Source organism: Pseudoflavonifractor gallinarum (genome assembly GCF_014982855.1).
GTDB lineage: Bacteria > Bacillota > Clostridia > Oscillospirales > Oscillospiraceae > Pseudoflavonifractor_A > Pseudoflavonifractor_A gallinarum.
Genome location: NZ_JADCKF010000003.1, coordinates 113,989 through 137,975, shown reverse-complemented (window position 1 = coordinate 137,975; position 23,987 = coordinate 113,989). Strand labels below are relative to the sequence as shown.

The 23,987-nt window shown below is 61.8% G+C and carries 28 protein-coding genes and 1 other annotated feature (1 of these 29 running past the window's edge); of the genes, 2 read left to right on the top strand and 26 right to left on the bottom strand.

The genetic code is table 11. From position 1 onward, the window contains the following. Positions 1–2: 2 nt before the first annotated feature. From INF37_RS04425 to INF37_RS04320, 22 genes are all read right to left on the bottom strand, one after another. The gene (locus tag INF37_RS04425) at positions 3–377 is read right to left on the bottom strand and encodes a DUF6291 domain-containing protein (RefSeq protein WP_193536664.1); all 375 of its coding nucleotides are present in this window, start codon (positions 375–377) and stop codon (positions 3–5) included. A 259-nt stretch (positions 378–636) separates the two neighbouring features. Then, positions 637–1,365 carry a YebC/PmpR family DNA-binding transcriptional regulator gene (locus INF37_RS04420; protein WP_101693077.1) on the bottom strand — a complete coding sequence of 243 codons (729 nt, stop codon included), beginning with the start codon at positions 1,363–1,365 and terminating at the stop codon, positions 637–639. A gap of 115 nt (positions 1,366–1,480) precedes the next feature. Beyond that, positions 1,481–2,275: a Nif3-like dinuclear metal center hexameric protein gene (locus INF37_RS04415; protein WP_101693076.1), complete on the bottom strand. Its 795-nt coding sequence runs from the start codon at positions 2,273–2,275 to the stop codon at positions 1,481–1,483. Continuing rightward, entirely contained in the window at positions 2,262–2,978 is a 717-nt protein-coding gene (locus INF37_RS04410; protein ID WP_193536662.1) for a class I SAM-dependent methyltransferase, read from the bottom strand. The genes INF37_RS04415 and INF37_RS04410 overlap by 14 nt, the downstream gene beginning before the upstream one ends. Positions 2,979–3,048: 70 nt before the next feature. Beyond that, entirely contained in the window at positions 3,049–3,261 is a 213-nt protein-coding gene (locus INF37_RS04405; RefSeq protein WP_101693074.1) for a DUF1858 domain-containing protein, read from the bottom strand. A 332-nt stretch (positions 3,262–3,593) separates the two neighbouring features. Further along, on the bottom strand, positions 3,594–3,875 hold the full coding sequence (locus INF37_RS04400) for a zinc-ribbon domain containing protein (RefSeq protein WP_101693073.1): 282 nt from the start codon (positions 3,873–3,875) through the stop codon (positions 3,594–3,596). A 79-nt stretch (positions 3,876–3,954) separates the two neighbouring features. Then, the gene (locus INF37_RS04395; protein WP_101693072.1) at positions 3,955–4,590 is read right to left on the bottom strand and encodes a sigma-70 family RNA polymerase sigma factor; all 636 of its coding nucleotides are present in this window, start codon (positions 4,588–4,590) and stop codon (positions 3,955–3,957) included. 87 nt (positions 4,591–4,677) lie between these two features. Further along, on the bottom strand, positions 4,678–6,030 hold the full coding sequence (gene glmM, locus INF37_RS04390) for a phosphoglucosamine mutase (RefSeq protein WP_193536660.1): 1,353 nt from the start codon (positions 6,028–6,030) through the stop codon (positions 4,678–4,680). Positions 6,031–6,088: 58 nt separating this feature from the next. Beyond that, positions 6,089–7,153 (bottom strand): Holliday junction branch migration DNA helicase RuvB, encoded by a 1,065-nt coding sequence (ruvB, locus tag INF37_RS04385; protein ID WP_101693070.1) that lies wholly within the window; start codon positions 7,151–7,153, stop codon positions 6,089–6,091. A gap of 4 nt (positions 7,154–7,157) precedes the next feature. Beyond that, a complete protein-coding gene (locus INF37_RS04380; RefSeq protein WP_328821025.1) occupies positions 7,158–7,676 on the bottom strand; it encodes an AAA family ATPase in 519 nt (172 codons plus the stop codon). Continuing rightward, entirely contained in the window at positions 7,673–8,278 is a 606-nt protein-coding gene (gene ruvA, locus INF37_RS04375; protein WP_193536658.1) for a Holliday junction branch migration protein RuvA, read from the bottom strand. Before ruvA ends, INF37_RS04380 begins: the two co-directional genes overlap by 4 nt. Positions 8,279–8,301: 23 nt before the next feature. Further along, a complete protein-coding gene (gene ruvC, locus INF37_RS04370; protein ID WP_101693067.1) occupies positions 8,302–8,838 on the bottom strand; it encodes a crossover junction endodeoxyribonuclease RuvC in 537 nt (178 codons plus the stop codon). A gap of 218 nt (positions 8,839–9,056) precedes the next feature. Then, positions 9,057–9,938: a site-specific tyrosine recombinase XerD gene (gene xerD, locus INF37_RS04365; RefSeq protein ID WP_193536656.1), complete on the bottom strand. Its 882-nt coding sequence runs from the start codon at positions 9,936–9,938 to the stop codon at positions 9,057–9,059. 33 nt (positions 9,939–9,971) lie between these two features. Next, positions 9,972–10,595, bottom strand: a complete 624-nt coding sequence (locus tag INF37_RS04360; RefSeq protein ID WP_101693065.1) for a stage II sporulation protein M — start codon at positions 10,593–10,595, stop codon at positions 9,972–9,974. A 294-nt stretch (positions 10,596–10,889) separates the two neighbouring features. Next, positions 10,890–12,251: a thioether cross-link-forming SCIFF peptide maturase gene (gene scfB / locus INF37_RS04355; protein WP_193536654.1), complete on the bottom strand. Its 1,362-nt coding sequence runs from the start codon at positions 12,249–12,251 to the stop codon at positions 10,890–10,892. Positions 12,252–12,373: 122 nt separating this feature from the next. Next, the gene (gene scfA, locus INF37_RS04350; RefSeq protein ID WP_101693063.1) at positions 12,374–12,517 is read right to left on the bottom strand and encodes a six-cysteine ranthipeptide SCIFF; all 144 of its coding nucleotides are present in this window, start codon (positions 12,515–12,517) and stop codon (positions 12,374–12,376) included. A 68-nt stretch (positions 12,518–12,585) separates the two neighbouring features. Next, entirely contained in the window at positions 12,586–13,008 is a 423-nt protein-coding gene (locus INF37_RS04345; RefSeq protein WP_193536652.1) for a TIGR04086 family membrane protein, read from the bottom strand. Positions 13,009–13,127: 119 nt separating this feature from the next. Continuing rightward, positions 13,128–13,451 (bottom strand): preprotein translocase subunit YajC, encoded by a 324-nt coding sequence (gene yajC, locus INF37_RS04340; RefSeq protein ID WP_328821024.1) that lies wholly within the window; start codon positions 13,449–13,451, stop codon positions 13,128–13,130. Positions 13,452–13,565: 114 nt separating this feature from the next. Continuing rightward, entirely contained in the window at positions 13,566–14,696 is a 1,131-nt protein-coding gene (gene tgt, locus INF37_RS04335) for a tRNA guanosine(34) transglycosylase Tgt (protein WP_193536650.1), read from the bottom strand. A gap of 103 nt (positions 14,697–14,799) precedes the next feature. Continuing rightward, positions 14,800–15,222, bottom strand: coding sequence for a DUF3842 family protein (locus INF37_RS04330; RefSeq protein ID WP_101693060.1), 423 nt, complete (start codon positions 15,220–15,222; stop codon positions 14,800–14,802). Positions 15,223–15,411: 189 nt separating this feature from the next. Next, positions 15,412–16,482 carry a tRNA preQ1(34) S-adenosylmethionine ribosyltransferase-isomerase QueA gene (gene queA, locus INF37_RS04325; RefSeq protein WP_193536648.1) on the bottom strand — a complete coding sequence of 357 codons (1,071 nt, stop codon included), beginning with the start codon at positions 16,480–16,482 and terminating at the stop codon, positions 15,412–15,414. After that, positions 16,479–18,137 (bottom strand): SpoIID/LytB domain-containing protein, encoded by a 1,659-nt coding sequence (locus INF37_RS04320; RefSeq protein ID WP_193536646.1) that lies wholly within the window; start codon positions 18,135–18,137, stop codon positions 16,479–16,481. Before INF37_RS04320 ends, queA begins: the two co-directional genes overlap by 4 nt. Before the next feature lie 279 nt (positions 18,138–18,416). Between INF37_RS04320 and asd the strand changes: the two genes are divergently transcribed. Together asd and dapA are read left to right on the top strand one after the other, a co-directional pair. Continuing rightward, positions 18,417–19,505, top strand: coding sequence for an aspartate-semialdehyde dehydrogenase (gene asd / locus INF37_RS04315; RefSeq protein WP_193536644.1), 1,089 nt, complete (start codon positions 18,417–18,419; stop codon positions 19,503–19,505). Positions 19,506–19,509: 4 nt separating this feature from the next. Continuing rightward, a complete protein-coding gene (gene dapA, locus INF37_RS04310) occupies positions 19,510–20,445 on the top strand; it encodes a 4-hydroxy-tetrahydrodipicolinate synthase (RefSeq protein ID WP_235964206.1) in 936 nt (311 codons plus the stop codon). Here the strand turns inward: dapA and INF37_RS04305 are convergent. From INF37_RS04305 to INF37_RS04290, 4 genes are all read right to left on the bottom strand, one after another. Next, positions 20,421–20,885 (bottom strand): GNAT family N-acetyltransferase, encoded by a 465-nt coding sequence (locus INF37_RS04305; protein WP_193536640.1) that lies wholly within the window; start codon positions 20,883–20,885, stop codon positions 20,421–20,423. The genes dapA and INF37_RS04305 overlap by 25 nt on opposite strands. Positions 20,886–20,952: 67 nt before the next feature. After that, on the bottom strand, positions 20,953–22,173 hold the full coding sequence (locus tag INF37_RS04300; RefSeq protein ID WP_207730439.1) for an AI-2E family transporter: 1,221 nt from the start codon (positions 22,171–22,173) through the stop codon (positions 20,953–20,955). Between the two features lie 32 nt (positions 22,174–22,205). Beyond that, positions 22,206–23,432: a tyrosine--tRNA ligase gene (gene tyrS / locus INF37_RS04295; protein ID WP_101693054.1), complete on the bottom strand. Its 1,227-nt coding sequence runs from the start codon at positions 23,430–23,432 to the stop codon at positions 22,206–22,208. Positions 23,433–23,482: 50 nt separating this feature from the next. Beyond that, on the bottom strand, positions 23,483–23,782 hold the full coding sequence (locus tag INF37_RS04290) for a zinc ribbon domain-containing protein (protein ID WP_193536639.1): 300 nt from the start codon (positions 23,780–23,782) through the stop codon (positions 23,483–23,485). 45 nt (positions 23,783–23,827) lie between these two features. Continuing rightward, positions 23,828–23,987 (bottom strand) — a binding site (T-box leader); it runs 81 nt beyond the window's last position.

Genomic DNA, 23,987 nt, shown 5'->3' with positions numbered 1-23,987 from the left:
GGCTATTCCACCTCCCAGCGGTGGGCCAGATCCTGGCGGATCTGGGCCAGGACGTCCCGGGCCTGATAGGTGCGCTCCCCGGTTTCCGGGCCGCTCCCCTGCCCCGTCCGCCGGCGCTCCTGGGCGGCCTGGCGGCCCAGCCAGCGCTGGGTGTCCCGGTGGATGTTGGAACACATGAAGAGGCAGGCCATCCGGGTCTCCTCCGTCATGGCGGGAAAGGCCTCCAGGATCTCCGGGATGGACGGACTGTCCGGCTCTCCGGCGGCCATGCCGTATTCGAAGAGGGCGGTCAGCAGCAGGCCCCGCTGCTCCAGCGGCAGAGCCTGGACCATGGGGTAGTTGTCAAAATAGACGAGAAAACTTTTCTTCTGTGCCATGAAAAGCACCTCCTACCCCTACCCGTCCAACCGCCCTTTGGTGTACGTTTGCGTACACCTGGGACGCCATATAGGGATAGAAATAGAAAAAGAAATAGAAATAAAGATAGACATAGAAATGGATAGGGTCATAGGCACAGCCACCGTGCCCCGGTGGGGCGGGGCCTTGTGTGCGAAGATGTTTGGTGTGAGAAGGCAAAAAAAGTCAGGCCCCTGCAAAGCGCAGGAGACCTGACTTCTTTTGTGTTGCTGGTATGGATCAGTCCTGATCCCAGTTGTGGTAGACGTTCTGCACGTCGTCGTTTTCCTCCAGCAGGTCGATGAGCTTCTCCATGTTCTTGATGTCGGTCTCATCGGTGAGCTTGACATAGTTCTGGGGCACCATCTGCACGGAGGCCTCCAGGAAAGCGTAGCCCTTCTCCTCCAGCTGGGCGAGCACATCGCCGAAAGCGTCGGGGGCGGTGTAGACGGTGAAGACTTCCTCTTCCACCTGCATGTCGTCGGCGCCGCAGTCGAGGGCGTCCATCATCATGGTGTCCTCGTCCAGGTCCTCCCGCTCGATGACGATGACGCCCTTCTGGTCAAAGGACCAAGACACGCAGCCGGTGGCGCCCAGGCCCTTGCCGTACTTGTCCAGCAGGTGACGGACCTCGGGGGCGGTGCGCTGACGGTTATCGGTCAGAGCCTCCACGATGACGGCCACGCCGTTGGGGCCGTAGCCCTCGTAGACCACGCTCTCGAAGTTGTCGCTGTTCCCGGCGCCCAGAGCCTTGTCGATGGTGCGCTTGATGTTGTCGTTGGGCATGTTGGCCGCCTTGGCCTTGGCGATGACGGTGGCCAGACGGGAGTTGTTGGCGGGGTCGCCGCTGCCGCCCTGCTTGACCGCCACGATCATCTCGCGGGCGATCTTGGTAAAGAGCTGAGACCGCTTGGCGTCAGCCGCGCCCTTGGTCTTCTGAATATTGTGCCACTTGGAATGTCCGGACATACAATTCGTTCCCTTCTCCAGAAATCAATACGTCTGCCCCAGCGGGCAGCCGACAAAAATCAGCTAGACTAGTTTAGCACAGCCCACAGGCCTTTGCAACCCCTAAACGTGACGATTATAGATAAGAAAAGACCTCTTTGTGCCGTTTTGTCTGCACAAACTCGACCCCGGGGAAGGCGCCGCGCAGCCATTTCTCCAAAACGGGACAGACCACCTGCTCGGTGGGATAGTGTCCGGCGTCGATCAGATTGATGCCCAGGGCCTTGGCGTCCAGGAAACCGTTGTACTTCACGTCGGAGGTCACGAAGGTGTCGCAGCCCATCCGGAAGGCGTCGGTCAGCAGGTCGCCGCAGGCGCCGCCCCCCACCGCCACACGCCGCACGGGACGGCGGGCGTCCACATAGCGCACGCCGTTGGCGCCCAGGGTCTCCTTCACGAACTGGGCAAAGGCGGGGGCGTACTCGGGGATGCCCTCCCGCATGCCCACACGGCCCACGCCGTAGGGATGGCCGTCCCCGTCCACCCCGTCGGTGTGGAGGAGCTCCAGCTGGGTGAGACCCAGCTTCTGGGCCAGGGCGTCGTTGACGCCGCCGGCCACCGCGTCCAGGTTGGTGTGTACGCAGATGGCGGCGATCTGGTGCTCGATCAGAGAGAGCAGGATGCGCCCGGTGGGATCGTTGTCCCGGATGCTCTTCACCGGATGGAAGATCACCGGGTGGTGGGACACGATGAGCTCGGCCCCCAGCTCGGCGGCCTCGGCCACCACCTCTTCCGTGATGTCCAGGGCGATCAGGACCTTGGAGACCGTGCGCTCCCCGTGGCCCACCAGAAAACCGGCGTTGTCAAAGTCCATCTGGATGGAGAAAGGCGCTCTCTGATCCAGATAGGCGTAGATGTCATTTACTTTCATCTTGCTTCAACTCCCTTTGCATGGTGATGAGTCCCTCCCGGACGGACTCCAGCTCTGTTTTCCAGGGGATGTCCTCCGGGCGCGTCGAGTGGCGGATGCCGGCGAGGGCCCGTTCCACCCGGGCCAGCAGGTGCTCCAGCAGCGCCGGGCGCAGCGGTTCGCTCCCGGCAGTCTCCCGGGAACCGGCCCAGCACTCCGCGGGGGTCAGAGGGGGCATCTCCCCCGCTGCCACCTGCATAATGGTATAAATGGTGTTGCCCTCCCGGCACAGGCGCTCCCGCAGGATGCGGTAGCCGCTGCGCTGAAGCCAGGCCCGCAGCTCGGGCAGCGCGCTCATGGGCTGGAGGATCAGCGTCCGATCCCCCAGGCGGCACCAGGGGGCGGCCGAGAGGATGGCGGAGATGGTCTCCCCTCCCATCCCGGCAATGGCGATGGTCTGGGCCTCCTCCGGCTGCACCCGCTCCAGCCCGTTGCCCAGGCGGAAGGACATTTGATTGGTGACTCCGTAACGCTCCGCCGTCTGCCGGGCGCGCTCCAGGGGCCCTTTCCGCAGATCGGAGGCCACCGCGCTGGGGATGATCCCCTTCTGGATCAGATAGGCAGGCAGATAGGCGTGATCCGTCCCCACATCCACAAACCTGGTCTGGGGCGGGACCAGGTCCGCCACGGCCTGCAGGCGCGGCGACAGCTCAATGGTTTTCAAGAACTTCCCTCCTGATCTGAGAAACTCAAAAAAGAGCGGCCGAAAAGCCGCTCTTTTTTTCTCGTACCGATTACTGCTGCTCGGAAGCGGCGATCTGCTCGTTGATGGCGTTGAGCAGGGCCTCCACATTGACGCCGTGGACCATGCAGGCCTCCTCCACGGTCTCGCCGCGAGAAGAGGGGCAGCCCAGGCAGTGCATGCCGATGGACATGAAGAGAGGAGCAGTCTGGGGGGCGATATCCAGGATGTCGCCGATGATGGTGTCTTTCGTAATCTGAACCATATGGGTAAACCTCCAAATCAGAAGATAAAAGGATACGTGAGTAGTATATCCTATTTGTCGCCCTTTTTCAACTCTTTTTCCGGGCGAGGGCAGCGTATTTCTGCGCGCTGTGGGGCAAGCGCCTCGCAGAGTTCCGCCGTCCGCAGACGGCGGAAGGAAGTGAAGGCGTTTTTTCCGGCGGCGTGTACGTCGGAAAAAACACAGCTCAGGCTGCAAGTGTGCGCGCATCCGCGCGTGCGCGCCGCGGCCTGCATCCCCCTCTCAAAAATGCTTGCATTTTTGAGAAAAAAACAAGGACGCCCCGGAGGGCGTCCTTGTCTTACATACAGAGCTTACTGCTGCTCGCCGCGCATACGAGCGAAGCAATCGCTGCAGTACACGGGACGGTCGGACTTGGGCTCGAAGGGCACGCGGGCCTCACCGCCGCAGGCGGCGCAGGTAGCAGTGAAGTACTCGCGGGGGCCACGGGAAGCGGCCTTGCGGGCGTCACGGCAGGCCTTGCAGCGCTGGGGCTCGTTCTGGAAGCCGCGCTCTGCGTAGAACTCCTGCTCACCAGCGGTGAACACGAACTCCTGGCCACACTCTTTGCATACCAAAGTCTTGTCTTCGTACATGATAAATACCCTCTCTTTGACTCATTTGCCCAGGTCCGGAATTGAAACCGTGAAGTGCTGGGACAGATTAATATTGCGTTCAGCTCTCGCTGACATCGCCAGATGAAAAGTGCTGCGCGACCTTCCGCCGGATACGTTGCACAGCGTTGTCCACCGATTTCGGGGACCGTTTTACCTCAGCGGCAATCTCGGAATAGGACAACCCTTCCAGATAGAGCCCGAGGATCTTCGCTTCGAAACCGGACAACTGGCCCTTTAGCACATTCATTCGCTCACGGACTTCTTCCTGACCGATCAGAGTATCCTCCGGATTTTCCAGACAGCGATACTCCCTGCCACAGATGTCATGGACGGCAAATCCGTCAAAAAGCGGGGTTTCGAAAGAAACAGAATTGTTCAACGGGGAATGCTTATCTCTTGCTGCTGCTTTAATAGCGGAGCGCAAACGGTTGCGGATACAGGTCTCGGCATAGGTCCGAAAGGAGACCTCCCGCCGGGGATCGTACTCGCGGATGGCGTTCCAAAGTCCCAACATCCCCTCCTGGATCAGATCCTCGCTGTCACCGCCCGCCAGAAAGTAGGGCCGGGCGCACACACGCACCACGCGGTTATAGCGCAGAACCAGCTCCTCTGCCGCGCTGCGATCGCCGGATTTGCTCCTGACGCACAGGCATTCGTCGGAAGGATTGGAGTTTTGGGGTTGGAAAGCACTCATGCTCTTGCTCCTTGTCTGTTATTATACGCAAGAGTATATCTTGTTGTCAAGCGTTTATGCAAAATATTTATATTATGCCAAAAAATCTCACAGGATTTTTATGACATCTACCAGTTCTTCGGCGCAGGCACGGGCTGCCTCCTCGGTCTGAGCCTCCACCATCACGCGGATGAGGGCCTCGGTTCCGGAGGGGCGCACCAGGATGCGGCCGGTCCCCTGAAGGGCGGCCTCCTTGGCCTGGACCGCGTCCTTGAGGGCCTGGGCGGCCATGATTTCTTCCTTCTTTTCCTTGCTCTCCACCGGGAGGTTGATGAGGACCTGGGGATACCGGCGGCAGTCGGCCACCAGCTCAGAGGCCTTCTTGCCCGAGCGGTGGAGCACCTGGAGGAACTGGAGGGAGGTGAGCTCTCCGTCGCCGGTGGTGGCATAGGCGCGGAAAATGGTGTGGCCGGACTGCTCTCCCCCGATGACGAAGTCGTGCTCCAGCATCTTCTCCAGCACGTTGCGGTCGCCCACGGGCGTGCAGTGCAGCTCCATGCCGTTCTCCTTGGCGAAGATGTGCAGGCCCATGTTGCTCATGACGGTGCCCACCATGGCGTTGCCGTTGAGCTTGCCCTCGGCCTGGAGCACCCGTGCGCAGGCGGCCATGATCTGGTCGCCGTCGATGTCCTCGCCCTTCTCGTCCACGGCCAGGAAGCGGTCGGCGTCGCCGTCATAGGCCAGACCCAGGTCGTACCCGCCCTTCACGACAGCGGCCTTCAGGTCCTCCATATGGGTGGAGCCGCAGCCGTTGTTGATGTTGATGCCGTCGGGCTGGGCGTGCAGGATGTCGGCGTGCAGCTTGGGGAAGCGGGCGAACAGCCCCGGCGCCGTGGCCGAAGCCGCGCCGTTGGCGCAGTCCACCACGATGCGCATACCGGCAAAATCGGTGTCCACGGTGGAGAGCAGGTGGTCGATGTAGGCCCGGGTCTCCTCCTCGTCCTTGTGGATGACCCGGCCCAGGTCCCCGTGGGTCTTGAGGGCGGGCAGCTGTCCGGAGAGGATGATCTCCTCGATCTCCCCCTCCAGGGCGTCGCGCAGCTTGTAGCCCTGGCTGTTGAAGATCTTGATGCCGTTGTGCTCAAAGGGGTTGTGAGAGGCCGAGATGACGATGCCCGCGTCGGCCCCCATCTCCACCGTGAGGAAGGCCACCGCCGGGGTGGGCACCACGCCCAGATGGAGCACGTCCGCTCCCGCGGAGCAAAGGCCCGCGATCAGGGCGCTCTCCAGCAGGTCGGAGGAAATGCGGGTATCCTTTCCGATGGCCACCTGGGGGCGGCTCTTTCCGGTCTCCTTGGCCATGACCACGGCGGCCGCCAGGCCCACCTGATAGGCGAGAGTGGCGTCCAGACCGGCGTTGACCACGCCGCGGATGCCGTCCGTACCAAACAATTTTCCCATAAATACACCTCATTCTCGTTGAATGTGAGTCAGATTCGATGGCAGTTCCCCGCAGGGCTTAAAAGGTGAGCTGCTCCATGCCGCCGGCGGCGCCCCCCGGGACGGGAAGTCCCAGGTGGAGATAGGCCTGCCGGGTGACGCAGCGGCCCCGGGGCGTGCGGGTGAGAAAACCCATCTGCATGAGATAGGGCTCATAGACGTCCTCCAGGGTGATGGACTCCTCATTGATGGTGGCGGCCAGGGTCTCCAGCCCCACCGGGCCGCCGCCGTAGTGCTCGATGATGGCGCGCAGCATCCGGCGGTCCACCGCGTCCAGCCCCAGGTCGTCCACCTCCAGGGCGGTGAGGGCCTGGTCGGCCACTGCGCGGGTGATGACGCCCCCGGCCTTCACCTGGGCGAAATCCCGCACCCGGCGGAGCATCCGGTTGGCGATGCGGGGGGTGCCGCGGCTGCGCCGGGCGATCTCCATGGCCCCGTCGGGCTCGATGGGGACGTTCAGGATGCCCGCGCTCCGGGTGACGATGAGGGAGAGCTCCTCCGGGGTATAGAGCTCCAGCCGCAGGGTGACGCCGAACCGGTCCCGCAGAGGGGCGGAGAGCTGGCCCGCCCGGGTGGTGGCCCCGATCAGGGTGAACTTGGGCAGGTCCAGGCGGATGGAGTTGGCCGAGGGACCCTTTCCGATGATGATGTCGATGGCGAAATCCTCCATGGCGGGATACAGGATCTCCTCCACCGAGCGGTTGAGCCGGTGGATCTCGTCCACGAAGAGGATGTCGTTCTCATTCAGGTTGGTGAGGAGGGCGGCCAGATCCCCCGGTTTCTCGATGGCCGGGCCGGAGGTGATGCGGATATGGACCCCCATCTCGTTGGCGATGATCCCGCTGAGGGTGGTCTTGCCCAGGCCCGGAGGGCCGTGGAGCAGCACGTGGTCCAGGGGTTCATTGCGCATCTTGGCGGCCTGGATAAAGACCTCCAGGTTGTCCTTGGCCTTGCGCTGTCCGATGTATTCCGAGAGGACCTTGGGCCGGAGGGAGTACTCCCCTTCGTCCTCCTGGAGCAGCGAGGTGGTCACCAGCGGCTCTCTGGTCTCCAGGCTCCCGTCGTCCGAAAAGTCAATGCTCAAAATCTCACTTCCTGTCTCTGATGCGTTTCAAATCCATCTCGATCTCCGCCGCGACCTCCTCCACGCCCTTGCCGTCGGTCCAGACGGGGATCGTATCCATGTCCCGATACAGCGGAAGATAGGCCAGGCTCCGCCCGATCACGTCCTCCTGCCGTTTTCCCGCCCGGATATCCCGCCGCAGCCGCTCCTCCAGTACGGCGGGTGCGGCCAGCAGCGAAAAGGCGTGGACCTCCACCCCGTCCAGGGGCAGCCGGGCGCAGATCTCGTCCACGATCTCCTGGCGGTGCATGACCCAGCCGAAAATGACATACTCCACCTCCGAGCACCGGAGAAAGCGGCCCAACAGCGTCCCGATGTTGTCCAGAACCAGGGCCTTCGTCTCCTCGGTCACCCGGAAGGGATTCAGGTTCCAGCACCAGTCCCCGTCCAGGTAGACGCTGGGCTGGAGCCGCTTTTGCAGGCACTGGCACACCTGAGTCTTACCCACGCCCATGGGTCCGCCGATCAGGAGAAGCTGTTTCACTGCTTCACCATCTTCTTCAGGGCCTGCTTGATGATGTCCTCCAGGCTGAGGGCCTCCACGTCGATGCCCTTGAGGGCCATGGCCACCTCGCTCTGGCTGTATCCCAGCACGGCCAGGGCGGCGGCCGCCTCGCTGGACTTGTTCTGGGGGATGACGGTCACACCGGTGCCGCCGTAGCTCTCGCCCTTGGGGGCGATCTGTCCCTTGGCCAGCTTGTCCTTGAGCTCCAGGATGATGCGCTGGGCGATCTTCTTCCCGATGCCCTGGGCCACGGTGAGGGCCTTCTCGTCCCCGGTGATGATGCTCATGGCCAGCCCCTCCGGCGTGGTGGCCGAGAGGATGGAGAGGGCGGCCTTGGGTCCCACGCCCGACACGCCGATGAGCAGCCGGAAGCAGTTGAGCTCATCCTCGGTGGCAAAGCCGTAGAGCTCAAAGATCTCCTCCCGCACGTAGAGATGGGTGAAGAGCTTCCCCTTCTCCCCTACGGTGAGGCGGGAGAGACTCTGGTTGGTGGTCCGGCAGGCATAGCCCACCCCACCGCAGTCGATCACCGCCAGATAGGGCTCCACATGGGCCACGGTACCGCTGACATAGTAAAACATACGCTGTTGTTTCTCCAATCCTGTTATGATCTGGTCCGGGCGGCGTAGCGGCCGCTGCCCGGGCGGGCGGAGTCCAGAAGACTCAGCCGCGAGGTAAAGGATCTGGCGTGGCACAGGGCGATGGCCACCGCGTCGGCGGCGTCGTCCGGCTTGGGGACGGCGGAGAGGCGCAGCAGCTTGCGGGTCATCTCCATGACCTGGCGCTTTTCGGCCTTTCCATAGCCGGCCACGGCCTGCTTGACCTGGGAGGGGCTGTACTCAAAAATGGGGACCCCCTCCTGTTCGGCGGCCAGGAGGATCACCCCTCTGGCCTGGGCCACACCGATACCGGTGGTCACGTTCTGATTGAAAAAGAGCTCCTCCACCGCCATGGCGTCCGGCCGGAAGGTGGTCAGCAGCTGGTGCATATCCTCGAAGATCTGCCGAAGGCGCCCCGGGAGGGGCACCCCAGCCGGTGTCGTGATGGCCCCGCACCGGAGCAGACGCTGGGCATTCCGGTCGGCCTCCAGGATGCCGAAGCCCACGATGGCAAATCCCGGGTCGATGCCTAAAATAACCATGTCCTTCCTCCCTGCCCGGTGTTCCGATCCTCTGGGCCGGGCATAGACCCGGCGCTCAATCTTCTTTATTGTAGCACAGACGTTTGAAAATGAAAAGGAGATTTCTCTGCCTCTCTCGTGTGGAGATAGGAAAAGCCGGCGCGCATCCGCGCACCGGCTTTCGGCATGACGAGAAAGTGTATCCCCTCTCAAAAATGCCATGCGTTTTTGAGACAGGTTTATGCCCTTGGATGGGCCTTGCGGTAGACGTCCTTCAGCTTCTGGCTGACGATCTGGGTGTAGATCTGGGTGGAGGAGATGTCGGCGTGTCCCAGCATTTCCTGAATGGAGCGCAGGTCGGCCCCGTTCTCCAGCAGGTGGGCCGCAAAGGAGTGACGCAGGGTATGGGGGGTGATCTCCTTCTGGATGCCCGCCTTCTCCTGATAGTATTTGATGAGCTTCCAGAAGCCCTGGCGGCTCATCCGCTCACCGCTCATGTTGACGAAGAGGGCCCGTTCGTCCGGGTGCTCGATCATCTGGGGGCGCACATGCTCGATGTAATCGCTCAGGGCCCGCACCGCCGCCGGATACAGGGGGATGATCCGCTCCCGGTCCCGGCCGGAGCAGCGGATAAAGGCGGCGCTCAGGTTGATGTGGTCCATATTCAGGCCGATCAGCTCGCTCACCCGGATGCCGGTGGCATAGAGCAGTTCCAGCATGGCCCGGTCCCGGCAGCCCTTTGCGTCCGAGGCGTCGGGCTGCTCCAGAAAGAGCTCCACTTCCTTGCTGGTCAGGATCTGGGGGAGCTTGCGCTCCACCTTGGCCGGAGAGAGGCCCCGGGCGGGGTTGACCTCCACCACGCCCTGACGGATCAGGAAGCTGTAAAAGGATTTCAGCGAGGCCAGAGAACGGGTCACCGTCGCGGCCGATTTCCCCTCGGAGGAGAGAAACTGGGTGTAGGATTCGACGTCTGACTGTTTTACTTGCTCAGGCAGCTTGCCTGCACCCTCCAGCCAGTGCAAAAACTGGCGGATATCACGAAGATACGAGCTCAATGTATTGGAGGCTACTTTTTTCTCCTCCGCCAGATAACGCTCATACTCTTGATAACAGTCCATCATCCAACACCTTCTTTTTCGCTATTTACCGGTTTCCTAGAGGGGAAACAGTCCGGCCGCGCCCGCCAGCAGCGAGGGGACGACCACGGATTCTAAAAAGATACACACACACAGCGCGCAGGCACACACCCCGCAGCGCAAAAAATAGAGTCTCCCATACGGGAGGGTACGCCGTCCGTCCCCCAGCATGCGGGTGGCCAGACAGCGGGACGCGATCCAACCCTGTACGCCCAGGACGAACAGCGCCGGAAGCGCGATACAGCCGGACACGCCAAAGACCACGAAGGCCAGCAGCGCGCCGCTCGCCCCGAACATCTTGACGAACGAGGCGATGGAAAAGGCCAGGAGAAATCCCCGCACGGAAAAAACCAGCGGGATACCCAGAAGCCCCAGCGTGGTAAACCCCAGTCCGAACACCAGAAGCGGCCAGCGTATGGTCTCCCAGACGGAGATCAGCAGCGGAGGAGATGCGGGCTGCACCTGCACGCTCTGTAAAAAGGAGGTCAGATATTCCGCGAGGAGGTCGTTCCCTCCCCCGCCGACCCGCACCGCCAACAGACATCCCAGGCATCCGCCCAGGAAAAAGCAGATCGATGTCACAGCGAGCGCCGCACTCAGGCCGGACGGCACGTCCCAGACTTTTGCAGTGGGTTTATGCATCTCTCTCACCTCCACCCCATCCTATGCGGAGGAGGGAGGCCTTTAGAAGCACAGAAAAACAACGGACTGGATTCATCCATAATTATAATAATCTACATAATACAATTATGCAAGAGGATTTCCAAAACTACCCGATTTTTGTCAATTATGATAACGCATTATGTATACAGTATTATGTAAATTTCAGAATGCGAAAAAAGATGTGGCCCCCGTTCGGAGGCCACAAAGCGCAAGATATAGCGATATACAAAACGGATACCGCAAAATATAGCGGTATCCGTTTTGTTGTCAAAGTTAATCCGCCATCCCGGCCGCAATGGCGCGCAGTGCAATGGCACACTCCAGCCGCTTGCGCTCCAGCACGCATCCCACATGGTGGGGGTGCTTGATATCGCCGTTGACCAGCAGGTTGGACGCGCTGCACCCGCCGCTGCAGTAGAAGCGGGCCCAGCAGTTGCCGCACTCCTCGCGGGTGTAGATGTTCAGACCGGCAAACTTTCCGGACAGCTCCATATCAAAGGTGCCGTCGTAGATGTTGCCCAGCTTGTACTCCTCGTTGCCCACGAACTGGTGGCAGGGGTAGATATCCCCTTCCGGCGTGATGGCCACATACTCACATCCGGCGCCGCAGCCGCGCAGGCGCTTGATCACGCAGGGACCCTGGGCCAGATCCACATTGAAGTGGAAGAAGTTGGTCTCGGGGTGGTCCTTGAGGTACTCGGCCAGGCGCTCGTACTCGGCCTCCAGCTCGGGCAGATCGGACTCCTGGAGGGCATAGGGATCGTCCTCCTTGCCCACCACCGGCTCCACCGAGATGTTCCGGCCGATGGCGGCCAGAGCCTTCACGTCCTCCGCGAAGTCCTTGTGGAAGCGGGTGAAGGTGCCGCGCAGGTAGTAGTCCTTGGTGCCCCGGCCCTCGATGAGTTTCTTGAACTTGGGCACGATCACGTCGTAGCTCCCCTTCCCGTTCACGGTGGGGCGCAGGTCGTCGTTGACCTCCTTGCGTCCGTCAATGGAGAGCACCGCATTGGACATCTCGCGGTTGATGTACTCGATGTTCTCGTCGCTCAGGAGCACGCCGTTGGTGGTAATGGTGAAGCGGAAGCACTTCCCCTTCTCCTTCTCGATGGAGCGGGCGTAGGCCACGGTCTCCTTCACGGTCTCCATGGCCATGAGGGGCTCGCCGCCGAAGAAGTCCACCTCGATGTTGCGGCGGGGACCGGACTTCTCGATGACGAAGTCGATGGCCTTCTTGGCGGTCTCCACGTCCATGGTCATGCGGTGGCCGGTGCCGAAATCGCCGGTGGAGGCGAAGCAGTACTTGCACCGCAGGTTGCAGTCGTGGGACACGTGGAGGCACAGGGCCTTGACCAGGGCGGACTGCTGCATGGAGGCAGCCTTCTCCCGGTCGATGTAGTCGTCCTCCTCAAAGAGGAGTCCCTCGGCGGCCAGACCGCGCAGCTCCTGCCACGCCTCCTCCAGCGCGGCAGGATCGTACTGGGACAGAGCGGCCTTGATGTCCTCCGGGCAGTGCTCCCCCATGGGAGGGGTCACCTTCTCCAGCAGGTGGTAGGTCACCTCGTCCAGCACGTGGACCGCGCCGCTGTTGACATCCACCGCGATATTGACCCCAAGGGCTTGAAAGGTATGTACCATGTTCTTTCGATCCTCCAAATCAGATTGAGCGTCCCGGTATCGCGGGGACGTATGCGCTTACGTAGCATGGAAAAAGGGTGGGAAGCCCCACCCTTTTCAACCATGTGTGTTGGTTCTGCCTCTTACTTGTTGTTCTCGCACTTCTGGTTGGCGACGGTGCAAGAGGTCTTACAGGCGGACTGGCAAGAGGTCTGGCACTCGCCGCAGCCGCCGTGAGCAGCGCTGTTCTTCAGGGTAGCGCCGTTGAGCGTCTTGATATGCTTCATTTCTGTTTCCCTCCCATTTGATATAGGATAACCGCAATTAGTATAGCATAGACCGGAAGAAATTTCAATCACTTTCGCCGTTTTTTCCGGCGGGGCGTCATCAACTGACTGCACAGCCCCGCGCCGCACCCGCCCAGCAGGCAGGCCAGCGCCAGCGCGACCCCTCCGTTTTCCAGGGGCTGGGCGTGAAAGGCAAGGCTTCCCACCAGGAGCAGCAGGAGCAAAACCACCGCTCCGGTCCCCGCGCCTACGGGCAGCGCCCGCCGTGCGCAGCGCTTCACGGCCCACAGCGCGCCCAAAAAGGTCCCCAGAACACACGCGGCCAGTGTGATGCGGTCCATATGAGACTCCTTCAGGGCGCCCAGATAGATGGCCGCCGAGGCGGCAAGCAGTAAAAGCAGGCACAGGCCCAGGGCGATGCATCCGCCCAGGAGGATGCCGCCTGCGTAGCGGGTCCACAATTCTTTCGGCCCCTCTTCTTTTTTCGGCACAGCGCTCTCCCCTTCCTCATCGATTCTGCTCCCATTCTATGAGGCGCATGGAGCGGTCATGCCGGACCGGAGATAAAAAAAGATTCCCGCCTCCGGAGAGACAGGAATCTTTTGATCCATTATTTCGCGGCAGCGTCCGCCTGCTGGCCCTTGGTGGAGACAGCCCACTTGGTGAACTCGATGCGCACGCGGTCGGCGCCGGTCTCGATGACGATGGTCTCCTCCTTGACGGCGCAGATGGTGCCCACGATGCCGCCGATGGTGGTGATGACGTCGCCCACGGCCAGCTCGGAGCGCATCTTCTCCATGGCCTTCTTCTTCTTGTTCTCGGGACGGATCAGCATAAAGTAGAAAATGGCGATCAGCAGGACAAAGGGCAGGATCATGCTGACCATGCTTGCAGTATCACTGCCCGTCAGAAGTGCAGTTCCGATTCCGTTCAAAATAATCTCCTCCAAAATCAAAGTTCCATCACGCTTTGCACGTGAAAGATATTATACGGCAGGCTTGTCCGTTTGACAAGTGTTTTTGCGATTTTTCCCAGAATGGGCCGCACGTTACAGGCGGCGGTCCAGCTTTTCGCTGTACTCGGCCCGGAACTGGGCAAAGGTCCCGGCGTCCAGTTCGGCGCGGATACGCGCCATGAGGCTGTTGTAGAAGTACAGGTTGTGCAGCACGGCCAGGCGCATGGCCAGCATCTCCCCTGCGGCGAAGAGATGGCGCAGGTAGGCCCGGGAGAAGTGCTGACAGGCGGGGCAGCGGCACTCCGGATCGATGGGGCTCCGGTCCAGCTTGTACTTCTCGTTCTTGATGTTGATGGAGCCCTCCCAGGTGTAGAGCTTGCCGTGGCGGGCGTTGCGGGCGGGCATCACGCAGTCGAAGAAATCCACGCCCCGGGCCACCGCCTCGATGATGTTGGAGGGAGTGCCCACGCCCATGAGATAGCGGGGCTTGTCCTGGGGCATGTGGGGCTCCACCGCGTCGATGATGTCGTACATGACCTGCGTGGGCTCACCCACCGCAAGGCCGCCGATGGCATAGCCGTCACAGGGGATCTTGGCGGTCTCCTTCATGTGCCAGACCCGCAGGTCGGGGAAGGTGGCGCCCTGGTTGATGCCGAAGAGCATCTGCTGGGGGTTCACCGCGTCGGGCTGGGCGTTGAGCCGGTCGTGCTCCTTCTTGCACCGCTCCAGCCAGCGGAGGGTCCGCTCGCAGGAGGCCTTGGCGTACTCATAGGTGGCGGGATTCTCCACGCACTCGTCAAAGGCCATGGCGATGTCCGATCCCAGATTGGACTGGATCTGCATGGACTCCTCCGGACCCATGAAGATGCGCCGTCCGTCGATGTGGGAGGCGAAGGTGACGCCCTCCTCTTTGATCTTGCGCAGCCCGGAGAGGGAGAACACCTGGAATCCGCCGGAATCGGTGAGGATGGGGCCGTCCCAGTCCATGAAGGCGTGGAGGCCTCCCATGTCCCGGACCACCTTGTCCCCCGGGCGCAGGTGCAGGTGGTAGGTGTTGGAGAGCTCCACCTGGCACCCGATCTCCTTCAGGTCGTGGGCGGATACCGCGCCCTTGATGGCGCCCTGGGTTCCCACATTCATGAAAACAGGGGTCTGCACCGTGCCGTGGGCGCACTGGAAGACGCCCCGGCGGGCCCGCCCCTCCGTCTTAATTACTTCAAACACAGAAAAACTCCTTTGATGGAGAACGCCGCGCCTGGCCGCACTCGTTCTTCCAATTCATAATATCGCTATTCGCTATTATACCACAGGATAAAATCCCCTGCAATCAGAGCCCGCACGCTTCTCCCTGTAAAGACCGGAGCAGGTCCACCGCGTCCTGGACCAGGCTGCCCATGGACTGCTTCCCCACCCCGGCCACCAGGTTGTCGCAGTGGTTCACCGGGATCAGAATGCGCTTGGCCCGGCTCTGCCCCACGGCGGCGGCCATGGCCGGAGTGATCTCCCCCAGCAGAGCGTCGGCGATGACGATGCCCAGGGGCCCGATGATGGCGTCCGCTTTCCGGCACCCAACCAGGACGGCGTTCTCTCCGGTGGCGGCCAGATGGGCCCCCGCTTTCATCATGGCGCTGGTGGCCAGGCTGTTGGTGCCGACGGCGGTGATCTCCGCGTCGGGGCAGGTCTCCCGAATGGCGGCGACCAGCTGACGGCCGATCCCGCCGCCCTGGCCATCAATCACAAGAACCTTCATGGGGGCATCTCCTCTTTCTCTCTCTCAGGGGTATTTTTATATCACATTAGCTTATATAGATTGTGCCGCAATGCCTGTAAAGTAATATCGCTATACAGTTTATTTTAAGAAGGGCTTTTTGAAGCCTCAAAAAGTTAACTGTAAAGTAGAATAACTTTTCATATATTGCAGCGCAGTGGATAGAACGGATTACACGTCGGATTTGTGCTGGGTTTCCTCCAGGGCGGGCATCTGGTCTGTAATGAACATGGCGTCCCCGAAGGAGAAGAAGCGATAGCGCTGCTCCACTGCCTCCCGGTAGGCGTTCAGGATGTGCTCCCGCCCGGCCAGGGCCGAGACCAGCATCACCAGCGTGGATTCGGGCAGGTGGAAATTCGTGATCAGGCAGTCCAGCACTTTGAAGCGGTAGCCCGGGTAGATGAAGATATTGGTCCAGCCGGCGCTCTCCTGCATGGTGCCGTCCGGGGCGGCCCAGCTCTCGATGGTACGGCAGGAGGTGGTGCCCACGCAGATGACGCGTCCCCCCTCCCGCTTGGTGCGGTTGATGGTCTCAGCGGTCTCGGCGGAGATCATGCAGTACTCCGAGTGCATCTCATGGTCCAGGATGTCGTCCTCCTTGACCGGCCGGAAGGTGCCCAGGCCCACGTGGAGGGTGACATAGCAGATACGCACGCCCATCGCCTCGATCTCGTGGAGCAGCTCCTTGGTGAAGTGGAGTCCGGCAGTGGGAGCTGCGGCCGAACCCACCTCCTTGGAATAGACGGTCTGATACCGCTCGGGGTCGTTCAGCTCCTCCTTGATATAGGGCGGCAGAGGCATCTTCCCCAGCTGCTCCAGCAGCTCCAGGAAGATCCCCTCGTATTCAAAGCGGATCAGGCGGTTGCCGTTGTCCAGCACCTCCACCACCTCGGCCGTGAGCAGGCCGTCGCCGAAGGAGAGCCGGGTCCCGGTGCGCACCTTGCGTCCGGGCCGGACCAGGCACTCCCACACCTTCTCGCCCCGGTCCACCAGGAGGAGGACCTCCGCCGCGCCGCCGGAGGGGATGCGGTGGCCCAGCAGCCGGGCGGGCAGTACCCGGGAGTCATTGAGCACCAGGCAGTCCCCCGGCCGCAGGAGCTTGGGGAGATCGAAGAAGTGCATGTGGGCGGTCTGGCCGCTCTCCCGGTCCAGAACCAGCAGCCGGGAGGTGTCCCGCTTTTCCAGCGGGGTCTGGGCGATCAGCTCTTCCGGAAGGTCAAAGTAAAAATCAGATGTTTTCATCGGGATATGTCGACTCCTGTGTAGTAGAATTGTAAGATCTCTTGGTAAGTATAGCCCTGCTTGGCCATGGCGTTGGCGCCATACTGGCTCATGCCCACATTGTGGCCGTAGCCGGAGCCCTGGATCACAAAGCGGTCGGAACCGGCGGCGGTCCCCCCGCCCAGCAGGGCGGTCCCATTGCTGGTGATCACATAGGGCGAGGCGGAGAGATCCACCTGTCCGGTGGAGCCGTCCCCGCCGATGGCGTAGAAGGAGCTCCCCTCCAGCGGAGTCTGGGCGTTGTTGACATACAGCCCGCCGGAGCTGGAGGAGCTGCTCCCCCCGCCGCCCGTCACGGTATAGCGCTGGGAGCGCAGGCCCAGGAAGGTCCGGGCCTGCTCCTTCTGGAAGGTCCAGCTCTTGCCCGAGGCGTCGGTGAAGGTGATGGCTTTCACATTTCCGGTGGGGGTGGTCTCGGAGACCCGGAAGTCCACGATCTGGTCACAGGAGCGCCCGCTGCTGCGCAGCTTCTGGGTCAGCTCGTCGGCGGTATAGGTCACGCTCCAGTTATAGTTGGGGATCTGGCTGGAAATGGTGGCCTCGTAGGGGTCCGCCTTGCCCCGCAGGTAGGGCAGCGCGTCGTTCCAGACGTTTTCGGAATTTTCGGTGGCTCCGCCGTCGCTGGAGGAGTACACGGCGTCGATGAGCGCGCCGTTATACCGGATGACCATGCCGGCCGTCTCCTGGGTGGCCCGGAGGGTGTTGCTTCCCGTCAGCTTCATGCCCGGATAGGCCTGACAGTGGGTCCCGTTGCACAGGTCGAAGTGGTCGGCGGCGTGCTTGCTGCTGTTGGGCTTGCGCATGGCATAGGTCCGCGCCGCGCAGGCCTGGGCCTTGAGGGCCTCCAGCGGCCAGGAGTCGCTCATCTCCTGGGAGATGACGCAGTTGATATAGTCCTCCATGCCGATGAGGTTGACCACGGTGATGTTGTCGCCCCCCACCCTCTCATAGCGGAAGCCGCCGTAATACTTATAGCCCTTGAACCAGGTGACCGGCTGGCTCACCCCGGTGATGTCGGGCATGACGCCGAACACATAGCTGCTGCCCCCGTCGAATTGAAAGAGGATCTGGGCCGTGCCGGTCTCCACCACATTGATCCCGGAGGAGCTGGTCTGGACCACCTGGGCAGTGGTCCCCAGGGCGGCGGCCTCGGCCTCCGCCTGGGTGGCATAGGCCCCGGAGCGGACCTGATAGGTCCCCTCTACCCAGGCGGGAAAGCCCCCCGACACGGAAGCGGCCGCCGTCTGGGCGGAGGTAAAATCAGAATAAGTCCCCGGCCACTGGAGGGAATATCCCCCGATGGTCTGGGCCCCGCTGCTGGGCGTGGTCTGATAGGTCCCCCCAGAGAGGTAGAGGGTCTTTGTTTTCAGCATGGACAGTTTCGTTTTGCTGGTCCGTCCCAGCTCCACAAACTGATTGGCGTCGTCAAAATACCCCAGACGGTAGCCGGAGCCAACGCTGTTTTCCAGATTGGCCGACGGCATGGCGTTGCTTCCATAGTAGAGCCCGATGCGCAGAATGGTCTCCTCCGCCGGGGCTGCCCGGGCGGGCAGGCCGGAGGCGGACAGGGCGACGGCCAGACACAGGGCGGTCCATTTGATCCATTTTCCCTTCATGGTTTTCTCCTGTTTTATCATTTAACACAGCAAAGTATTGACACGAAAGAATTCCTGTGCTACTCTAAGAGCAACGTCAGGCGTTCGTTTCCGGCGGATACCTGTCCATACAGTAAGTACAGATCAGGCCGATCCACATACCTTATGCCATTATAGTACAAAATCAGCCGGTGTGTAAACCCGCTGATTTCTTTTTTTCCCTTGGATTTTTTTCAATGGACAGACCTGATTTCTTCTGTACCAGCATAGAATCTATCAGAACAACGGGAGGTCATCAGAATGGAAAAGTACAGAGTAGGCGTGATCGGCGGCACGGGTATGGTAGGACAGAGGTTTGTCACTCTGATGGCGGAGCATCCCTGGTTCCAGCTCACCGCCATTGCGGCCAGTGCCCGCTCGGCCGGCAAGACCTACGAGGAGGCCATCGGCAATCGCTGGGCCATGGAGGCCCCCATGCCGGAGGCGGCCAAAAACATGGTGGTGCTCAACGCCGAGACCGATATTGAGCGCATCGCATCCCAGGTGGATTTTGTGTTCTCCGCGGTCGATATGAAGAAGGAGGAGATCCAGGCGCTGGAGGAGGCCTATGCCAAGCATGAGTGCCCGGTGGTCTCCAACAACTCCGCCCACCGCTGGACGCCCGACGTGCCCATGGTGGTCCCCGAGATCAACCCGGAGCACCTGAGCGTGATCCCCGCCCAGCGCCGCCGTCTGGGGACCGAGCGCGGCTTCATCGCGGTCAAGTCCAACTGCTCGCTCCAGAGCTATGTACCTGCCCTCCATCCCCTGCGGGAGCGCTTCGGCCTCTCCAAGGCCCTGGTGTGTACCTATCAGGCCATCTCCGGCGCGGGCAAGACCTTTGAGACCTGGCCCGAGATGGTGGACAACGTGATCCCCTACATCGGCGGCGAGGAGGAGAAGAGTGAGCGGGAGCCCCTCAAGCTCTGGGGTCACGTGGAGGACGGTGTGATCGTCAATGCCGACTCCCCTGCCATCACCGCCCAGTGCTTCCGGGTAGCCGCTTCCGACGGCCACATGGCCGCGGTCTTTGCCAGCTTTGACCGCAAGCCCACGGAGGAGGAGATCAAGGAGGCGTGGGCGTCCTTCCGGGGCCGTCCCCAGGAGCTGGGCCTTCCCTCCGCGCCCCAGCAGTTCCTGCACTATTTCGAGGACCCCAGCCGTCCCCAGACCAAGCTGGACCGCATGACCGAGCGCGGCATGGCCGTTTGCGCCGGCCGTCTGCGTCCGGATACCCAGTATGACTACAAGTTCGTCTGCCTGTCCCACAACACGCTGCGCGGCGCGGCCGGCGGCGCGGTGCTGCTGGCCGAGCTGCTGTGTGCGGAGGGATACATCACAAGGAGGTAATGGATTGAAGAAAGAGCCTGTTTTTACCGGTGTGTGCACCGCTATCGTCACACCATTCGAACCGGACGGCGCCATCGCGTATGACGTCTTCGGAAGGTTGATCGAGGAGCAGATCGCATGCGGCGTGGACGCCATCTGTGTCTGCGGCACCACCGGTGAAAGCGCCACCATGAGCATCCGGGATCACCACGACGCCGTGGCCTTCTGTGTCGCGCAGGTGAACCACCGGGTGAAGGTGATCGCGGGGGCGGGAAGCAATGACACCGCCGCCGCCCTCTACCTCTCCCAGCAAGCCCAGGATGCGGGGGCCGATGCTCTGCTTCATGTCACTCCTTACTATAATAAGACCACCCAGGCCGGGCTCATCCGGCACTATGAGTTTCTGACCCAGCGCGTGTCTCTTCCCATCCTGCTCTACAACGTGCCCAGCCGCACGGGGCTCTCCTTTACCGCCGAGACCTACCGGGTCCTCTCCCAGAACCCGGGGATCAACGGGGTCAAGGAGGCCAGCGGGAACTTCTCCCTGGCGGCCCAGACCCGGCACCTGTGCGGGGAGGACCTCTTCCTCTGGTCGGGGAATGACGATCAGGTGGTCTCCCTCATGGCACTGGGGGCAAAGGGGGTCATCTCGGTGGCCTCCAACCTGATCCCCCGGGAGATGGGACGCATCAGCCATCTGTGTCTGGAGGGGCGCTTTGCGGAGGCCGCGCAGCTTCAGCTCCGCTATCTGGAGCTGATCAACGCCCTCTTTCTGGAGGTCAACCCCATTCCCATCAAGGCCGCCCTGGAGATGGCGGGGTACCCGGTGGGGCCCCTCCGCCTCCCCCTCTGCCCCATCTCGGAGGCACACCGGAGGGAGCTGCGGGAGGCCATGGAGCGCTCAGGGGTCCTCCCGGCCCTCACACCCTCCCCGGCTCAGAGCTCCAGGATCATGACGTAGTTTTTCAGCAAAATTCCGCCCCGCTCCACCTCCTGCTCCCGCAGCAGGGCGTAGCCCCGGGCGGCAAAGAATGGACGGGCGGTGATGGAGGCGTGGGTCTCCAATCGGCGCACCCCGGCCGCCCGGGCACAGGCCTCGGCGGCATCGCACAGGGCGGTGCCCACGCCCCTTCGCTGGGCGTCCTTGTGGACGTAGAGCCGGTCCAGATATCCGGCCTCCACGTCCAGATCGGCAAAGCCCACGATGTGCCCGTCCTCCTCCGCGATCCAGGTCCGGTGGGCCTGAAAGGACGCGTCCCAGGCCGAAAGGTCCGGGTGCCCCGTGGCCCAGACCCGGCACTGCTCCGCGGTATAGTCCCGCCGGTTCACGCTGTGGACGGTCTGGTAAAAGAGCTCCGCCAGCGCCGATACGTCAGAAGGGCGATAAGGTCGAAGATTCATGATGGACTCCTTTCTTTTGGGTAGAAAAGGACTCTGCTTTGTAAGAAGCAGAGTCCTTTTTTCGCTTTTATGGTTGATTGGTGGGATCGTCCGGCCCTTCCGGCGGGATCACCTCCGGCTCGCCGCCCTTGACGGGGCGGATGCCCTTCTGGGTGAGACGCGCCCGGGTCCACTCGCCTACCAGCGCATAGATCACCGCAAAGGTGGGCACGCCCAGCAGCATCCCAGGGAAGCCGAACAGGCCTCCGCCCACCACAATGGAGATGAGCACCCAGAAGGCCGAGATCCCGGTGCTGTCGCCCAGGATCTTGGGGCCGAGGATGTTCCCGTCGAACTGCTGCAGGGCCAGGGCCAGGATGCCGAAGCGCAGGGCCTGCCAGGGGTCCACCAGCAGCAGGATGAGCACGCAGGGGACCGCGCCCACGATGGGGCCGAAGAAGGGGATCACATTGGTCACCCCGATGACCACGCTGATGAGCACCGGGAATTCGATCCGCAGGAGCGAGGTCAGGAAAAAGCACAGCACGCCGATGATGGCGCTGTCCAGGATCTTGCCGTTGATGAAACCGGAGAAGATGCCGTTGGCCTGGGCACACACGGTGATGAGCCGGTTGGCCTTTCTGGTGGGCAGAATCGCATAGACCAGCTTTTTGGACTGAAGGGACAGGCGGTCCTTGTCCAGCAGCATGTAGACCGAGGAGATCACGGTGGTGATGGCCGAGATCACGCCGGACACCACCCCGCTGCCCACGGCCACGCCCATGCTCAGCACATAGGGCACCGCCTTGGAGAGCATGTTGGACAGGTTCGTCATGATGTCCTTATAGGAGGAATTCAGGTCCAAAAGGAACTCGTTGAGGGCATTCTGGTCGATATTCAGCTGGATCGCCGCCTCCTGCATCCAGGTGTTGATATTCAGGAAAAAGCTCTGGATGATGCTGTACAGCGCCACGATGCTCTGCACGATCTGGGGCAGGATGAGCTTGACCAGAACGGCCAGCAGCGCGATGACCAGGAGATACACCAACAGCACCGCAAGGCCCCGCCGGCATTTGAATCGATAGAAGACCTTCTGCTCAAAATAGTTGGTCGGGCCGTTGAGGAGGTAGGCAAAGGCGAACCCCACGATAAACGGCATCAGCACGCCGGTGATCATGGAGACCACCCCGCGCACCATATCAAAATGGGAAAAGATCAGGTAAAACGCGATTCCGGCCAGGACTACCAGCAGATTGGACCACATGCGCTCGTCCAGCGAGAACCATTTCTTCTTTTCCTTCACAGGCATTCCACCCTTCTCATCGGTACTGGTCCGGCAAATCAGCCCAGCAGGGCACGGTGGAACACTTTCTTGCCCTTCTTGATCATGAGACCCTCGTCGCCGAAGGAGGCGGCGTCAAAGGCGGCGTTCACATCAGAGACCTTCTCGCCGTTGACCGACACACCGCCCTGCTCCACCAGACGGCGGCCCTCCTTCTTGGAGGGGACCAGGCCGCACTTGAGGAGCAGATCCAGCACGCCGATGGAGCCCTCGGTCAGGTCGCCGGTCTCCAGCGTGGTGGTGGGCACGTTGCTCATGTCGCCGCCGCCCACGAAGAGAGCCTTGGCGGCGTCCTGGGCCTTCTGGGCCTCCTCGGTGCCGTGGACCAGCTGGGTCAGCTCAAAGGCCAGGATCTCCTTGGCGGTGTTGAGCTGGGCGCCCTCCCAATGGTCCATCTCGTCGATCTGCTCGATGGGCAGGAAGGTGAGCATCCGCAGGCACTTGAGCACGTCCGCGTCGCCCACGTTGCGCCAGTACTGGTAGAACTCGTAGGGAGAAGTCTTGTTGGGGTCCAGCCACACGGCGCCGGACTGGGTCTTGCCCATCTTCTTGCCCTCGGAGTTGAGCAGCAGAGTGATGGTCATGGCGTGGGCGTCCTTGCCCAGCTTGCGGCGGATGAGCTCGGTGCCGCCCAGCATGTTGGACCACTGGTCGTCGCCGCCGAACTGCATGTTGCAGCCGTAGTGCTGGAAGAGGTGGTAGAAGTCGTAGGACTGCATGATCATGTAGTTGAACTCCAGGAAGGACAGACCCTTCTCCATGCGCTGCTTGTAGCACTCGGCCCGCAGCATGTTGTTCACCGAGAAGCAGGCGCCCACTTCCCGCAGGAGCTCCACATAGTTGAGCTTCATGAGCCAGTCGGCGTTGTTGACCATCTGGGCCTTGCCCTCGCCGAACTCGATGAAGCGCTCCATCTGCTTCTTGAAGCAGTCGCAGTTGTGCTGGATGGTCTCGGGGGTCATCATCTGGCGCATGTCGGTGCGGCCGGAGGGGTCGCCCACCATGCCGGTGCCGCCGCCGATGAGGGCGATGGGCCGGTTGCCCGCCATCTGGAGCCGCTTCATCAGGCACAGGGCCATGAAATGGCCCACGTGGAGGGAGTCGGCGGTGGGGTCAAAGCCGATGTAGAATACCGCCTTGCCCTCGTTGATCATCTTGGAGATCTCCTCCTCGTTGGTCACCTGGGCGATCAGGCCGCGGGCCTTCAGTTCTTCGTAGCAAGTCATCTTCCATTCTCCTTTGATCGGATTCTGATGGGAATCCGTTTTGTTACAGTTTAATAGAGCCGCGTTCCGCAGTGGGGACATTTGGGGTCATCCAGATCATGGAGCGTTCCGCAGACAGGACAGCGGGTCTGGGCGATACCGGAGCCGGAGCTGCCGGAAGCGCTCTCATCCAGGTAAAAATCCAGCCGGCGGCAGTTCTGGCAGCACCAGACCTCGACCGGCAGGAGATTCTCCCCGTCGAAATGCTCCAGGTTGCCCCGCAGATGCCAGCCGGGAGCACCTTTCTTCAGAAAATGTGATCCCATGGGCGCCATCGTACCGCCGCAGCGGATGCAGGTATCCCGCTCCATATTCTCCCCCCTTTTCGCAAAAAAACGCCCTCTGTCCCCATTCGGACAGAGGGCGTGGATCACGCGGTACCACCTCTGGTTCGTCTCCCCCTCACGGCGGGAGACCTCGTCGAGTGCCATCACACTCCCAGCGCGATAACGGGCGCACCCGACCCTCCCTATTTGACCTGAGCGTTCAGGGGGCTGCTCCGGGGTGTATTCACGG

Bases quoted from the DNA above. Each gene is read 5' to 3' on its own strand.
- ruvA (WP_193536658.1), bottom strand. From the start codon at position 8,278: ATGTTTTACTATGTCAGCGGTACCGTGGCCCATGTGGAGCCCTATCTG.
- INF37_RS04395 (WP_101693072.1), bottom strand. From the start codon at position 4,590: ATGAGTGCTTTCCAACCCCAAAACTCCAATCCTTCCGACGAATGCCTG.
- xerD (WP_193536656.1), bottom strand. From the start codon at position 9,938: ATGATGGACTGTTATCAAGAGTATGAGCGTTATCTGGCGGAGGAGAAA.
- INF37_RS04405 (WP_101693074.1), bottom strand. From the start codon at position 3,261: ATGGTTCAGATTACGAAAGACACCATCATCGGCGACATCCTGGATATC.
- tyrS (WP_101693054.1), bottom strand. From the start codon at position 23,432: ATGACTTGCTACGAAGAACTGAAGGCCCGCGGCCTGATCGCCCAGGTG.
- INF37_RS04290 (WP_193536639.1), bottom strand. From the start codon at position 23,782: ATGGAGCGGGATACCTGCATCCGCTGCGGCGGTACGATGGCGCCCATG.
- INF37_RS04420 (WP_101693077.1), bottom strand. From the start codon at position 1,365: ATGTCCGGACATTCCAAGTGGCACAATATTCAGAAGACCAAGGGCGCG.
- INF37_RS04400 (WP_101693073.1), bottom strand. From the start codon at position 3,875: ATGTACGAAGACAAGACTTTGGTATGCAAAGAGTGTGGCCAGGAGTTC.
- scfB (WP_193536654.1), bottom strand. From the start codon at position 12,251: ATGGTACATACCTTTCAAGCCCTTGGGGTCAATATCGCGGTGGATGTC.
- glmM (WP_193536660.1), bottom strand. From the start codon at position 6,030: ATGGGAAAATTGTTTGGTACGGACGGCATCCGCGGCGTGGTCAACGCC.
- INF37_RS04330 (WP_101693060.1), bottom strand. From the start codon at position 15,222: ATGAAGGTTCTTGTGATTGATGGCCAGGGCGGCGGGATCGGCCGTCAG.
- INF37_RS04320 (WP_193536646.1), bottom strand. From the start codon at position 18,137: ATGAAGGGAAAATGGATCAAATGGACCGCCCTGTGTCTGGCCGTCGCC.
- queA (WP_193536648.1), bottom strand. From the start codon at position 16,482: ATGAAAACATCTGATTTTTACTTTGACCTTCCGGAAGAGCTGATCGCC.
- scfA (WP_101693063.1), bottom strand. From the start codon at position 12,517: ATGAAGCATATCAAGACGCTCAACGGCGCTACCCTGAAGAACAGCGCT.
- INF37_RS04425 (WP_193536664.1), bottom strand. From the start codon at position 377: ATGGCACAGAAGAAAAGTTTTCTCGTCTATTTTGACAACTACCCCATG.
- asd (WP_193536644.1), top strand. From the start codon at position 18,417: ATGGAAAAGTACAGAGTAGGCGTGATCGGCGGCACGGGTATGGTAGGA.
- INF37_RS04360 (WP_101693065.1), bottom strand. From the start codon at position 10,595: ATGCATAAACCCACTGCAAAAGTCTGGGACGTGCCGTCCGGCCTGAGT.
- ruvC (WP_101693067.1), bottom strand. From the start codon at position 8,838: ATGGTTATTTTAGGCATCGACCCGGGATTTGCCATCGTGGGCTTCGGC.
- INF37_RS04300 (WP_207730439.1), bottom strand. From the start codon at position 22,173: ATGCCTGTGAAGGAAAAGAAGAAATGGTTCTCGCTGGACGAGCGCATG.
- INF37_RS04305 (WP_193536640.1), bottom strand. From the start codon at position 20,885: ATGAATCTTCGACCTTATCGCCCTTCTGACGTATCGGCGCTGGCGGAG.
- INF37_RS04415 (WP_101693076.1), bottom strand. From the start codon at position 2,275: ATGAAAGTAAATGACATCTACGCCTATCTGGATCAGAGAGCGCCTTTC.